A 13,963-nucleotide genomic window follows, 5' to 3' on the forward strand; every position below is an offset into this window, starting at 1 on the left:
CCTTCCCTCCACCGCTCAGGCCCCGGTGCGGAGCCGCCCCTTGATCACCTGCCAGAGTACCAGGGTACAGGTTACCGAAGCAGCGCCCATCTGTCCCAGCAGGATAATCTTGTCACGCCCGCCCCATTCCAGGGAGAAAGACCACATGGACAACGCACCGATGGAAAAAAAGACAAACACCATCAGCGAGGAAGCTGCCCCGCTGTCCCGGTTCACCTGTTCAAGGATCAGATTGTTGCCTGCCGGACGGCAGAAAGAAAAGGAAAACGTGAGCAGAAACATCGGCAGGGTCAACCCCCACGGCGAAGGCAGTATGGGCACAAGCAGTAACAATGAAGAACACAGCATTCCCATGAAGCCGAAGGGCAGAAGTCGCATGGTTGCAAACCGGCGAACCAGCCTGGAAAAAGTAAGGGGTGCAAGGACAAAAGCCAGGGCATTGAATCCGAAAAAATACCCGAACTGCCGTTCGTCATAGCCGAACCGGGTGATATACAGATCAGCAGAACCACCGATAAAGGCAAAAACAGGGATACCGGTAAGCGACAAAGTCAGCATCAGCGAAATGTACCGCCGGTTTCGCAGCAGACGCAGATAACTCATCCCCACCTCTCGGCATCCGGAAGGACTCCTTTCCCGCAAAGATTCCTCCATCCGCCAGACCCCGATCAGGGCACAAAAGGCCAACAGCGCCTGAAGCAGAAAAATCCAGCGCCAGGACAACAGTTGAATGATCCATCCGCCCAGTACAGGAGCGATCATCGGTGCCGCGGCGACAATGACCCCTATCTGAATGAAAATCCGTTGCCGCTGCGGCCCGCTGAACCGGTCCTTACAGATGGCAAGGACAATGGCCGAGGCGGCGGCGGCACCTGCTCCCTGAAGAAAACGTCCCCACACCATCATCCCGGCATTTTGTGCCAACGCGCAGCCCAGACAGGCAAAAATAAACACACTGACGCCGATGAGCAAAGGAGGCCGGCGGCCATAACGGTCGGAGAGCGGGCCGTAGACAAGAAGAAAGACACAGTAGGTCATAAAAAAGATGACCAGGGTCAGATTAATGGTCACCAGGGGCACCTGCCATTCCCGTTGCAGCAACGGCAGGGCCGGCAGGTACATGTCGGTGGCCAAGGGCGGGAAGGCTGCCAGCAGCGCCATCAGCAGGATGAACGGTGGGAAGCGGCTGCTGATCTGATCGATAATGCGCATCCGGCTACTCTCCCTGAAAAAACTCTTGATCCTGGATCCGTGAGTGTTCGTCCGTGTGTCAGCTGTATTGTCGGTGACCGTTCAATTTATGGAGACTTTTATCGGACGGGTACGGGCAATGAAGATGGTGTGCGGATGGATACCCCGAAGAGCGGCTGGTGAAAGGTATTGTCAAGGATACCGCTGCAATTTCAATATGCTTAAAGCAAGATATCAAGCGTCCAGCCGTCACGGATTCAGGCTTGATGCCAAGGGGAGATAATCGATTCCGACTCTGGACAGAAAATCCGCACCTCCAGGGCAAAGCTTTGCCCCTCGGCCAAACGAGGCAGTACGGTGTTCCTGTTATCGCTGCCCCAGGAAAAAACATCAAAGTTGTTACCGCAATCAAAGGCTCAAGTATCCTGCAGGTATCAAGGCAGGTCATCTTGATATGCAGATTGCGGCCGAGGTCAGCGGAAAACAGGATGAGGAGAAAAATTCATCTTCCTGCCTCCGATGTCGGCCGCTCACGAGACGTCAGGTTTTCCAGACGCAGGCGATGCCGATGATCAAACAGCTGCCGCTCCAGCCACCTGATGGCGACCAAGGTGCCAAACCCGGTACCGGCACAGATCAGGAACATGATCAGGATTTGATACTGCACCGCATCAAGGGGGTTGGACCCGCCAAGGATCTGGCCGGTCATCATCCCTGGCAGACTGACCAATCCGGCGGTGGCCATGGCATTAATGATCGGCATCATGCCGCTGCGGATCGCCTGCCTTCGTATCTCGGCAACAGCCTGCGTGGCGGTCTGACCCAGTATCAGGCGCTGTTCGATCACCTGCCGCTGCTGCCACAGAGCCTCGGTCATTCTGTCCATGGCCAGGGCCACACCAGTCATGGTATTGCCAAGCAGCATGCCCAATATAGGTATGGAATAGCGGGGTTCATACCAGGGTGTATTGCCGATAATAACCAGTAAAGCCAGAAGAGTCACCGAGAAGGAAGAGACAAACATCGCCCCGGTACCGATCAGCCAACCGTGTATGCCACGGAGGAATCGCTGCTGCCGGACCATGACCTCCCGGCCGGCGACCAGCAACATGATCATCGCCAGGAGGAGCAGGGGGCCTGGGTGAACGTGAGCGAAAAGCAGACGAAGAACATGCCCGATGAGCAGCAATTGCACCGTGGTTCGAGCCGCGGCAATAAAAATCTGCCGTCCCAGCCCCAGACGCAGTCGCCAGGACAACAGGCCCAGCAGAAGCAACAGAGAGGCTGCCAGGGCCAGATCAGTGGGAGAAAGCGGTTTAACATCCATTCTGCAACACTCCGGCGCCGACAAGCAATCCCTTGTTTTCCATGAGAAAACGCCGGTGACAGACTCTGCCCAGCTGCGCGGGATCGTGACTGACCCAGAGCATCGGCACCTCGTTGTCCCGACAGTATCGTATCAGCAATTCTTCGACCTGACTCACCGAACACTGATCAAGACTGGCCGTGGGTTCATCCAGCAGCAGACATCGGGGTTGATTGGCAAGGAGACGGATGATGGCCAGCCGCTGTTTTTCACCGGTTGACAAACGGCTGACATGCCAGTTACCCACCGAACGGTCAAAACCCAGGGCTACCAGAACATCCTCTTTGACCTTGCTAAAATCAGCGAAATGTTCCCCAACAGATTCCAGCCACCAGTAACTCTCCGCCGGCAGCAGGCCAACCATCCGCCGCCAGAGGGGAGCGGCCACCTCATCGGCCTGGATTGCGCCCAAGCGCATGGTACCGGTTCGCTGGTCGAGATCGACCATGGCCCGGAGGAGAAGACTTTTTCCCGTTCCTGAAGCCCCCCGAAGGCCGACGCATTCTCCACCCGCAATGTGGAAAGAATAGGGGCCACGGTCGCGAAAACAGAGATTTCTTACTTCCAGATCCGGCATGGGACCCCACTGGATCGACTCCCTGCACCCTGCCCTGCTGTACCGATACCGCCACCCCTTTTCCGCGGGGAGCATTCTTTGTGCAATTGGTCCATGTACTCAATTTTTTTCAGAAAAGAGGGCCGTCGTCCCTGACCGGCAAGGTTAATGTGAAGGTACTGCCCTCGCCAAGTCTGCTGCTGACCTCAATCGTGCCCCGATGTTTTTCCACGATATTTCTGGCGATAGCCAGTCCCAATCCAGTGCCGCGATTTTTATCGGTGTAGAAGGGGCTGAAAATCTGTTCGATTTTTTCCGGGGCGATGCCAATCCCGGTGTCGGAAATCTCCAGGAAAACGGTCAGAGGTTCACGACCCGGGCCGGTACGCAGCCGCATTTCACCGCCATCCGGCATCGCCTGGATCGCGTTGAACACGATGTTGAACACTACCTGATAGATCTGTTCACTGTCCATGGGAATTTCAGCCAGATCAGGGTCCAGGACGGCATGGACCTGAACCGCTTTCTGCTTCAATTCCGGCTCCATGAAACGAAGCACCCGATCAACCAGTTCATTGAGCGAAGACAGCACCCGCCGTGACTCTCGTGGGCGGGCAAAATCGAGGAACTCGCGGACGATGCGATCGAGTCGCGCGGTCTCCTCAACAATGATTCCGGCCAGATGTTCATTGCCGGGAGCTACCTTGCTGATCCGGTTACCAAGAATCTCGGCGGTTGAGCGGACAATCCCCAAGGGATTCTTGATCTCATGGGACACCGCCGCCACCATTTTTCCCAGAGAGGCAAGCCGCTGTGCTTCGTTGAGCTGTTCCTCCAACCGTAATCGTTCTTCGGCTCTCTGCGCCATGATACGGTTGGCTCTGACCACGATCAGACTGAGAATGGTGAAGAGGATGGCCATGATGGTCAGGGAAAGTACTATAACCCGGGCCTGCAGCCTGATAATAGCGCTGAGATCCTCGGAAAGATCCTGGACCACCTCGATCACCCCCATGATCTCTCCGGTGTGCTCCCCGAACCTGTTTTCCTGGCGGAAAGGGACATAGGTCTTCAAGGTACCGTAGACAGCATCGGTACCAGGAAGCAGACTGAACAGGGAACCGCCGGTAATGAGGACCGAGTTACTTTCACCTTTCAGTGCCTTCTGATATTCAAGTCCGCCCATATCAGGTTTTCCCATCAGCTCGACATTGGTCGAGTAGGCGATCATGTTCTGGCGGGAATCGAAAATGGTGACCGAATCAATGCGCATCCCACGGGTGATATTGCGGACGATCTGGTCGAGACGTTCAAACTGTGCCTGCTCCGACAAGGCAATGCGGCCGTAGCGGACCACAGTGGGCAGCACGAACTGCAGAAACACCTGCCGATTGAGATTGTCGGCAAACAGTCGTGAGTAGGCCTCGCTGCGTTGCAGCAGGACGGTCTTGGCGTTGACCGAAATCATCCAGGCAAGGAGGAAGGAGGCAATCAGAATGAGCAGGAGCGAAGTGAAGGCAAAGTATTTAACCAGTTCAAACGGCAGCAGTGTGCCTCTGTTGTTCCCTCGGCCTGTTTTTTTCCACAGGCGGAAGCGCTCAGGTCGGATCATCTGCATGACAAACACCACAGCGCCGACAGGAGAGCGGTTCGCAGGGTCGGGTGACGGCCCCGGCCAACGCCTTCTGATATTCCTCCCACAGATACCCGTCACGGAGACCATGATCGACCAGATCCCAACACATCCGCTCATCCCGGAGGCGTTGCCGGATCGCATACTGCCAAGCATCGAGCCGCCGGTGCCGCAGGGCTTGTTTAAATGAAAAACGGCCGGTGCCGATGTCCAGCAGGGCCGGAGCAATGCGCCGGTCCGCCCTGGAAAAGACCGCTTGCTGCAATGCCTGGTCAGGATAATCGAATTTGAGTCGCAAATTGGCCTTTGTGTTCAGCATACGACGAAGATAGCGGATTTTGGTCTTCATCGCCATAACCGCGAAAGCCGTGTCTTCGGGTCCGGTCTCGGCGGTCATGCCGCCAAAAGAGCAATATTGGAACGGTGTGCAGGGCTTGGGGATAAAACAGTTGATAGAGAGAGTCAGCTCCGTCACCCTGCCCCTTGCTCTGCCCACGGGAAGAATCATGGTCTGCAGGCGGCCGACCAGTTGAATCAGTTCATCCAGGTCAGCTTCGGTTTCGGTGGGCAGACCGATCATCACATACAGCTTGAGATGCACGATACCGGCTTCGACCAGGCGAACAGCCGCTGTCAGCAGGGTTTCCTCGTCCAGCCCCTTATTAATCAGCCGACGCAACCGCTCCGAACAGCCGTCCGCGGCAATGGCCGCGCTTTTCAACCGGGATCCGGCGAGCAGAGACAAGGTTTGCGTCGTGATACGATCCGCCCGCAGCGAGGAAAAAGAAAGGGAGCAATCGCCCCGCTCCAGACAGGCGGCAATCCGATCGATCGTGTCAGTCTGGGCCATTTCCATTCCCAGCAGACCGATGCGGTCCACAGCGGCTGGACGATCTTCCAGGCTCTGCATAATGGCCTCACTGGACCACATCCTGGGGGGACGATAAATGAAACCGGCGGCGCAGAAACGGCAGCCCCGACCACATCCCCGGCCAAGCTCCACCATGAACATATCCAATTCGGCTTCAGGGGAATGGAGACTTGAGTGAGCGGCCCGCTGCTCCACCCCGGCGGTGTAGACCCGTCTGACTCGCTCCGGTATTCCGGGTGCGGCCTGGATGCTCTGCACGGATCCATTACCGGCATACGAAAAAGCATAAAAGATCGGAGCATAGCAACCCGGAAGTGATGTGACGACCTGTCTGAGCAATTCCTGCCGTGGGGTTGTATTCCAATTAAGTAAGGCTTCAATCAATGGTGACAGCACCGGTTCGGCCTCGCCCAGGACCATGAGATCGGCAAAGGCTGCCAATGGCTCCGGATTGATGAAAACCCCAACACCACCCAGAACCACCAGCGGCGATCCAGGAGCAATGCATTTCGGCCTCGATTCGGCAAAAGGCTCGATTCCCCCTGCTGCCAGCATTGCGGCCAGACGGGGGTAATCATGTTCAAAACTGATCGACCCGAAGACTAGAGGGAAATCGGTCATTGGCCTGGAGGATTCCAGCGAACGTAAAGAACGGCGCTGATCAGGGTAGACAAAACGTTCGCAAACAAGACCGTCCATCAGATTCAACAGAGAATAGACCAGCTGAAAACCGAGATTGGACACAGCAAGGGCGTAGGTGTTGGGATACAGCAACGCCACAGGGACCCGGCCCTTCCATCTTTTCCGGACAGTGCCGGTCTCAGCGGCTAAAGAAGTGGACAACTAGGCAGACCAAAAAAGAGGGAACCAGAAGAGATACAATTGAAAAACTCGTCGCGCTCAGCCATGGAGAGAATCGAGGGATAAATGGCGACTCCATTGCCGCCGATTGTTGTCCGCCGAAAAAGAAGCAGGTGCAACCCCGGAAAATCGTTTACGTTCCACCTTGGCGGTGAAATGGGCACCCCCGACCATCTTGCAAAAGAGATCGGGGAGAGGAACGGAAGGAGGTGCCCCGGATGCACCTGGTGCACCCGTTTTTCCAGGTTGGCCCGGATGCCGCCGCCACCGACCGACAATCGAGCAGCGGTTGCAACCCGTGGTGTAACAAGCTCGTGAACGGGCCGCGGCTTTGATACCAAAGCCTTCGCGGGCCTCCACAAGGGCCCCACTCAGTTTGCTTTCTTGCGCAGATAGGCCGGTTCGTCGAATTCGCTGACTTCGTGATCATCGAAAACCGGTCTGGGCATGCGTGGTAATCCTTTAGGCAGCAGATTTGGCTTGGCGACGCTCACTGGCGTATTTTCAGAAACGGTGATATCTTCTTCGTCCAGGTGCCTGGAAACCCGCGAACGCTGTGATGTTGCCGTTTGTTGAGGGGTTTTACGGTTGCGCACCACTTCGAGTTGGGAAATCTCCGGCTCCTCGATACTGGCGATGCCGGTGGCGATCACTGTGACCCGCAGTTCCTCCCCGAGTGATTCGTCAAACAGGGCGCCAATAATGATATTGGCCTCATCATGCGCTTTTTCCTGGATAAGGGCCGAAGCTTCCATGAATTCATTCATGGTCAGGGTCGCTTCGGCAGCGGAGATGTTAATCAGGATACCTCGGGCACCATCAATGCCGACATCCTCGAGAAGCTGGTTATCGATAGCCCGCTTGGCCGCTTCCGTGGCCCGGTTTTCTCCCACCGCGGACCCCGATCCCATAATGGCCGGACCAACCTCCTTCATGACAGTTTTCAGATCAGCGAAATCAACGTTGATATGACCGGGCAGATTGATCAGATCGGTAATCCCCTTGACGGCATGGAGGAGAACATTATCCACCATTCGCATCATATCGACCAGGGTGGAATTTTTATTCATCAGGCTGAGGAGTCGATCATTGGGCACGGTGATGATGGTGTCGGCATATTCCTTGAGTTTTTCCCAACCTTCCTCGGCATTACGCATCCGCTGTTTCGCTTCGAAATAAAAGGGTTTGGTGACAACCGCCACCGTAAGAGCACCGGACTCCTTACTCAGCTTGGCGATCACCGGCGCGGAGCCAGTCCCGGTTCCACCACCGAGACCCGCGGTGATAAACACCATATCCGCACCCTTGATCACATCCTTGAGATCTTCAGCACTCTCCAGAGCAGCTTCCCGGCCCGTCTCGGGATCAGCTCCGGCCCCCATGCCCTTGGTGATACCCGGCCCCAACTGCAGGCAGGTATCAGCCCGGGATTTTTCCAGGGCCTGCATATCCGTATTGGCGGAAATAAACTGCACCCCGGCCAAACGGTTCTCCACCATGGTATTGATGGCGTTTCCGCCGCCGCCACCAACTCCGATTACCTTGATAACTGCAACAGATTCTTCTTCGGCCATTCTAAACGGCATAACACTCTCCACAAAAAGTTCCCCGTTGACATTCTCTTCTCTTTACCATTGACTTCGGTAGCACTAAAGAAAAAAATCCAACTCCTCAAACGATACTTCTCAACCAGTCTTTCACTCTGCCAACTATCCCCACACGCTCCTTTGGTGCATAGGATTTCATTTTACTGCCGTACATCACCAGGCCGACACCGGTGGTGCAACGCGGCGATTGGATATCTTCGATCCGCCCCCCGACCCCCGTCGGGTACCCAATGCGCACCGGCAGATCAAAGACCTGCTCAGCCATCTCAACAATATTTGCCAGCAGAGCAGTGCCGCCAGTGATAACAATACCGGCGTTGATTCGATTACGGTATCCGGAGACGCTGATGTTTTTATTGACCATCTGGAGGATTTCCTCTATCCGCGCTTCAAGGATCTCAACCATGACCCGCTGCGAAACCTTGCGGGGTTTGCGATCTCCGACCGTGGGCACCTCGATGATGTGGTTATCCTTGATCATCGACGACAAAGCACCGCCGTAGAGATATTTTAATTCCTCGGCTTCCTGCAGAGGAGTGCGCAACCCCACGGATAAATCACTGGTCAGGTTGTTGCCGCCCAGAGGCAATTCCCAAGTGTGCTTGATGGTCCCGTTGCAGAAAATTGCCAGATCAGTGGTGCCGCCGCCGATGTCGATCAAGGCCACACCGAGTTCCATTTCATCCTTGCCGAGCACGGTCAGGGAGGAAGCGACCGATTCAAGAACGATTTCCGCCACTCCAAGACCGGCACGGTTGCAACTGGTCACCACATTATGCAGGGCCGTGACATCAGCAGTGACTATATGCACATTGGTGACCAAACGAACTCCGGTCATCCCCAGCGGGTTCTGGATACCGGTGTGGTCGTCGACCATGTATTCCTGGGGCAGGACATGGACGATCTGCTGGTTATCGGATATTTTGACGGTCTGGGCCGCCTGGATAACGGCTTCTATGTCCCGTTCCCTGATCTCCTGGTTGTTGATGGCGATGATACCAGGGGAATTGAATCCCTTGATATGGTTGCCGGCGATACCCACATACACGTTTTCGATATCGCAACCAGCCATGTCGGATGCTGTCTCCACGGCCTGCCGTATCGAACGGACCGTGGATTCTATATTGACAACCACCCCTTTTTTCATGCCCGAGGAGGCAGCGGTACCGACCCCGATTATTTCGATCCGGTCATCAAAAACTTCGCCGATCATGGCACAGACCTTGGTCGTGCCAATATCAAGGCCGGCGACAAGTTCCCCGGGTTCACGGGGTTCTCTTTCCTCAAATTCCTCGTCCGCCGACTTCCGCTCCGGTAACCAAGACCTTATCATCTGTATAATCCATTCGAATTTCTTTGACGGCATCAATCTGTTTCCTGGCATACAAATGCTCAAGAATTTTGACCAGCCGGTAGTATTTCGTCTGCAACCGATCCCAGCCCAAATAGACGGGAAAAGGCTGATCGACCAGGTACATAATCAATCCCTGCTCTGGATCGAGGTGCACCTCGGAAACCATCTGCACGGGAAGAACGGCATTGCCCCGGGCAGCCAGCAGCAATAGTCTGAAAGCCGAATCGGCCAGGCTGCCGTGGACCAGAGCGTCGGTTTCAATATCCTGATGCCTCAACACCCCGGTTATCACCGGATAATCCAACTCCTGTCCTTGCCCGACCCTGGCAAAGACCCGGCCCCCGCGGTTGAGATAATGCAGTCGTTTTTCCTGCCCTTCTTCGATGTTCACCAGGGCAAAAGGCTTTTGTTCCGCCACTGTGATCGTGACAGTCGAAGGCCACTGACGCTTCACGGACACATGCTCGATCCAGGGATGCGTGGCTATGCGGGTTTCGGCGGCGCGGACATCGAATTGAAAGAGACTGACCCCCTGGCGCAATTGAGCAAGGTCGAGAATTGTTCGCTCGGTGATCATCCCGACTCCGGTAATCCGGATCTCGGTCAAGCGAAAAACAGGAGACTTGATCAACCAGTGGCGCGACATCCAGGTCCCTGCCGCCAGCAGACAGACAACAGCAACCATCACCAGAGTGGCCACAACCAATCGTTTCCACTTCAAGGCGCGCTGGGCACCATTCACTACAGCCTGGGTCTGAAAACAGGTCGCGCTTCTTTTCCATGGTGATGCCGCCAGAACAGACTCGAACATTCTTCGCCATTTCGACCACCTGCGCTGCAGTCGAGGCGGCAGGTGACGTGAACTGTACACAACCATCAGACCACCCTATCACACCTCTAGAAAATATGCACCTCAGGTTCCAACAGAACACCCAGCCTCTGCTGAACTCTGCTGCGAACCTCATGCATCAGCCTGATGATATCCTCAGGCACGGCGCCACCGGTATTGACGATGAAGTTAGCATGCACAGGAGAAACCATGGCCTTGCCCATAGTCAAACCCTTCAGGCCAGCCTGTTCGATGAGACGTCCTGCAAAATCACCGGCGGGATTTTTAAAAAAAGAGCCGGCCGAACCGTAGCCGCGAGGCTGTTTGTGGCGACGCTTGCCAAGGATCTCCCGATAGCGGGCGGCCAGAGTAACCTGATCGGCGCGTGGACAACGAAACACACCACCGGTGATCACCAGCCTTGATGCCGACTCGCCGGGAATAAGGGTTTGGCGATATCCGAACTCCACCTCCTCACCGGCCACTTCCTTTATCTCACCTGCCTCGGTGACAAACCGCACCGTGGTCAGGACTTCGCTGATGGCATGGCCAAACGCACCGGCATTCATGCGAATGGCACCACCGACCGTGCCCGGAATACCAGCCATGAACTCCAGGCCGGATAACCCGTTTCGCACGCACCAGGCAACCAGGGCAGGTAAGCTGCAACCAGCGCTGATCGCTACTTCGCAGTTCTCGCCCTCGGCGCCGGCTGTCACCGGCTCAATATTGTTCATGGAGCCAGATAACCTGATGAAGACTCCCTGATGATATTTGCCGGTTACGAGAATATTGGAGCCACCGCCAATCACCCGCCACGGTATCCGGTTATTCCGCAGCCATTGCAACAACTCGGAAAGTTCTTCAATATCGGACAGTTCCACCATGGCTTCGACCTGACCACCGGTGCGGAATGTTGAATGGGAGGCCATATTGACATTCCATTGAACCGAAGGGCACAAAGCCGAGAGTTGTTCGCGTTGGCGATTGTCCATGTTCATGTTCCTCTCGCCGCCATCACCGGCGGCTCAACTCGATACTCCGGCAGCATGGCCGCAGCTTGCTCTTATGCCCTATCCGTTTCACCGGTTGTTCAATTTCACCTTTGCCGAAACAGATCCTGAACCGGTTCAATGCTTTTTGGCGGCGAGCAGGTCCAATAGCTGCTCACCGGTCCTGACGATATCACCTGCCCCAAGAGTCAAGACCAGGTCCCCGGGCTGCAGATACGGCAGAAGGGTCGCCGGCTCTTGCACCAGGCGGGGAAGAAAATACGTCTGCCGTTGCCCGTGCTGCTTGATTGCCTCCTGAAGACGCTCGGAATCGACATTGGCAATGGCCTGTTCTCCGGCAGCATAAATATCAGTCAGCACCAGCACATCAGCCCGGCGAAAGGCTGTGGTGAATTCAGCAAATAAACCGGCGGTGCGGGTATAACGATGGGGTTGAAAGACCACGACAATCCGTCGGTCGATCCAGCCCTCCCGCACGGCATCCAGGGTCGCTCTGATTTCAGTGGGGTGATGCCCGTAATCATCGACGACCAGAATGCCACCAACCTCTCCTTTCACCTGCAGTCGCCGCTGCACGCCCTGAAAATTTCCCAGAGCCCTGGCGATCACCGCAAATTCAATATCCAGTTCAATGGCCACTCCGATTGCGGCCAGACTATTATAAACCACGTGGCGGCCGGGCAAATGCAAACGGATTTCACCAAGCTCCACATCACGACGACGAACCGTGAACTGACTGCCCCCGTTGCCTGAGCAGACCCGAACAGCCTGCAGTTCCGCCTGTTCGGTCAACCCATACGACAGAATCCGCTTTTTAATACGAGGCAGCAACTGCACGATGTTGTCATTGTCGAAGCAGACCACTGCCACCCCGTAAAAGGGAAGCCGGTCGATGAACTCCAAAAAAACTTCCTTAATATGCTCGATATCGCGATAATAATCGAGATGTTCCAGATCAATGTTGGTGATCACCTCGATGACCGGCGACAGTTTGAGGAAGGATCCGTCACTTTCATCGGCTTCGGCAACCAGAAACTCTCCCGCACCCAACCTGGCGTTGCTGCCGAGTGCATGGACCTTGCCACCAACCACCACGGTCGGATCGAGCCCGGCCTCAGCCAGAATAGCGGCAACCATGGAAGTGGTGGATGTTTTCCCATGGCTACCGGCCACGGCAATGCCGTATCTTTTCAGCCGCATGAGTTCTGCCAGCATTTCAGCGCGCTGAATGACCGGAATATGGTCTTCCATCGCTGCCAGAATCTCCGGGTTATCGGCGGGAATGGCGGTGGAAGTCACCACCACATCGGCACCGGCTACCCATGCAGCCTGATGTCCCTCGTACATTTCCCCCCCGAGTTGGGCCAGTCTTTGCGTGATCTCCGAGGATCGCAGGTCCGAACCGCTGACCCGGTAGCCGAGGTTGAGCAGCAGTTGGGCTATACCCGACATGCCGATGCCGCCGACGCCGACAAAATGAATTCGTTTGTTTTTTGTATACACCCGATGCGTCCGTTGCCCCTCCGGGCTATGATGAGATGGATCGGCCACGCCGGTGGACCAGTGCCAGGCACTCATCCACGATCCGCTCGGAAGCGTCCGGCACGGCCATCGCTTTCATGTTGGCGGCCATTGTATGTAACTCTTCCTGGTTCTGCAAGTGCCGGCTGATGCTCCGCGCAAGAATTCCGCCGGTCAAGCCGGATTCCGTCAGCACCAGCCCCCCCCCGCCTTGCGCATAATAGGCGGCATTTGTTGCCTGGTGGTTGTCAGCGGCGTAAGGATATGGGATGAGCAGGGCCGGGACTCCCATGACCGCCAGTTCAGCCAGGGTCGTGGCGCCGGCCCGGGACACCGCCAGACTGGCCTTTGCATAGACACCAGCCATATCCTGGATAAAGGAAACGACCTCAGCTTCGACCCCAAGGCTTTGATAACACTGGGCAACCATCTCTTCATCAGCGGTTCCTGTCTGATGAATCACCCGCAGGCTTTCAGTCTCCCTGGCCAGCGTCTCCATGGCCTCCATCATGAGCATATTGACCCGATGAGCCCCCTGGCTCCCGCCGAGAACAAGCAGGGTCGGCCTGTTCTCCACCTGCACTCCCTGCTCGCCCGCCAGCAGGATTTCGTGCCGCACCGGGTTACCGGTCTGCACAGTTTTCCTGACAGGAAAGGAGGGGGTACAGGGCAGGGAAATACAAATCCGATCAGCCAATCTTGCCGCCCATCTGTTGGCCATGCCCGGTACCGAGTTCTGTTCATGGAGACAAATGGGTATACCCAGCGTGCGGGCGGCGAGCACAACCGGACCGGTCACGTAACCGCCAACACTGAACACCAGATCCGGCCGGAAGTCGCGGAGAAGCCGCCGTGCCGCCAGGACAGCGCCGGGAATCTGCAAAAAACTCTGCACTCTGGCGCCCAAGGACATTCCTTTCAGGCCGCCACAGGCCAGAGCAGCCAGTTCAAAACCACGATCAGTGAGAGTCCGCTGATCCAGAAGACGGGAGGTGCCAACAAACAGAACCCGCGCATCCGCGATCCGCTGCATCAGTGCCATTGCCACGGCAATGCCTGGGAACAGATGCCCCCCGGTGCCGCCGCCGGCCACTATCAGGCGCATGACCTCCTCCCATTGCAGGGAGCAGAGCGAGATATTGAGCCGAAGGATTGAAAAGG

11 protein-coding genes are annotated in these 13,963 nt (G+C 56.1%); all 11 read right to left on the reverse strand.

The features are described 5' to 3' along the window. Positions 1-15: 15 nt before the first annotated feature. Positions 16-1,212 (reverse strand): multidrug effflux MFS transporter, encoded by a 1,197-nt coding sequence (locus JWG43_RS02915; protein WP_205241309.1) that lies wholly within the window; start codon positions 1,210-1,212, stop codon positions 16-18. 481 nt (positions 1,213-1,693) lie between these two features. Further along, positions 1,694-2,518 carry an ABC transporter permease gene (locus tag JWG43_RS02920; RefSeq protein WP_205241310.1) on the reverse strand — a complete coding sequence of 275 codons (825 nt, stop codon included), beginning with the start codon at positions 2,516-2,518 and terminating at the stop codon, positions 1,694-1,696. After that, positions 2,508-3,209 carry an ABC transporter ATP-binding protein gene (locus JWG43_RS02925; protein ID WP_240193334.1) on the reverse strand — a complete coding sequence of 234 codons (702 nt, stop codon included), beginning with the start codon at positions 3,207-3,209 and terminating at the stop codon, positions 2,508-2,510. Before JWG43_RS02925 ends, JWG43_RS02920 begins: the two co-directional genes overlap by 11 nt. A 34-nt stretch (positions 3,210-3,243) precedes the next feature. Continuing rightward, positions 3,244-4,731 carry a two-component system sensor histidine kinase NtrB gene (locus tag JWG43_RS02930; protein ID WP_205241360.1) on the reverse strand — a complete coding sequence of 496 codons (1,488 nt, stop codon included), beginning with the start codon at positions 4,729-4,731 and terminating at the stop codon, positions 3,244-3,246. Beyond that, entirely contained in the window at positions 4,712-6,460 is a 1,749-nt protein-coding gene (locus JWG43_RS02935; RefSeq protein ID WP_205241311.1) for a radical SAM protein, read from the reverse strand. The genes JWG43_RS02930 and JWG43_RS02935 overlap by 20 nt, the downstream gene beginning before the upstream one ends. Before the next feature lie 389 nt (positions 6,461-6,849). Next, a complete protein-coding gene (ftsZ, locus tag JWG43_RS02940; RefSeq protein WP_205241312.1) occupies positions 6,850-8,064 on the reverse strand; it encodes a cell division protein FtsZ in 1,215 nt (404 codons plus the stop codon). Between the two features lie 85 nt (positions 8,065-8,149). Further along, positions 8,150-9,418, reverse strand: coding sequence for a cell division protein FtsA (gene ftsA, locus JWG43_RS02945; RefSeq protein WP_205241313.1), 1,269 nt, complete (start codon positions 9,416-9,418; stop codon positions 8,150-8,152). After that, entirely contained in the window at positions 9,369-10,250 is an 882-nt protein-coding gene (locus JWG43_RS02950) for a cell division protein FtsQ/DivIB (protein WP_205241314.1), read from the reverse strand. The genes ftsA and JWG43_RS02950 overlap by 50 nt, the downstream gene beginning before the upstream one ends. A gap of 86 nt (positions 10,251-10,336) precedes the next feature. Then, positions 10,337-11,263: a UDP-N-acetylmuramate dehydrogenase gene (gene murB / locus JWG43_RS02955; protein WP_205241315.1), complete on the reverse strand. Its 927-nt coding sequence runs from the start codon at positions 11,261-11,263 to the stop codon at positions 10,337-10,339. A gap of 135 nt (positions 11,264-11,398) precedes the next feature. Continuing rightward, a complete protein-coding gene (murC, locus tag JWG43_RS02960) occupies positions 11,399-12,784 on the reverse strand; it encodes a UDP-N-acetylmuramate--L-alanine ligase (protein WP_205241357.1) in 1,386 nt (461 codons plus the stop codon). 25 nt (positions 12,785-12,809) lie between these two features. Continuing rightward, positions 12,810-13,907 (reverse strand): undecaprenyldiphospho-muramoylpentapeptide beta-N-acetylglucosaminyltransferase, encoded by a 1,098-nt coding sequence (gene murG / locus JWG43_RS02965; RefSeq protein WP_205241316.1) that lies wholly within the window; start codon positions 13,905-13,907, stop codon positions 12,810-12,812. Between the last annotated feature and the right edge of the window lie 56 nt (positions 13,908-13,963).

The organism is Desulfobulbus alkaliphilus (assembly GCF_016918545.1).
Classification (GTDB): domain Bacteria; phylum Desulfobacterota; class Desulfobulbia; order Desulfobulbales; family Desulfobulbaceae; genus Desulfobulbus; species Desulfobulbus alkaliphilus.

Bases quoted from the DNA above. Each gene is read 5' to 3' on its own strand.
- JWG43_RS02915 (WP_205241309.1), bottom strand. From the start codon at position 1,212: ATGCGCATTATCGATCAGATCAGCAGCCGCTTCCCACCGTTCATCCTG.
- JWG43_RS02920 (WP_205241310.1), bottom strand. From the start codon at position 2,518: ATGGATGTTAAACCGCTTTCTCCCACTGATCTGGCCCTGGCAGCCTCT.
- JWG43_RS02925 (WP_240193334.1), bottom strand. From the start codon at position 3,209: ATGCTCCCCGCGGAAAAGGGGTGGCGGTATCGGTACAGCAGGGCAGGG.
- JWG43_RS02930 (WP_205241360.1), bottom strand. From the start codon at position 4,731: ATGCAGATGATCCGACCTGAGCGCTTCCGCCTGTGGAAAAAAACAGGC.
- ftsZ (WP_205241312.1), bottom strand. From the start codon at position 8,064: ATGCCGTTTAGAATGGCCGAAGAAGAATCTGTTGCAGTTATCAAGGTA.
- ftsA (WP_205241313.1), bottom strand. From the start codon at position 9,418: ATGATAAGGTCTTGGTTACCGGAGCGGAAGTCGGCGGACGAGGAATTT.
- JWG43_RS02950 (WP_205241314.1), bottom strand. From the start codon at position 10,250: ATGTTCGAGTCTGTTCTGGCGGCATCACCATGGAAAAGAAGCGCGACC.
- murB (WP_205241315.1), bottom strand. From the start codon at position 11,263: ATGGACAATCGCCAACGCGAACAACTCTCGGCTTTGTGCCCTTCGGTT.
- murG (WP_205241316.1), bottom strand. From the start codon at position 13,907: ATGCGCCTGATAGTGGCCGGCGGCGGCACCGGGGGGCATCTGTTCCCA.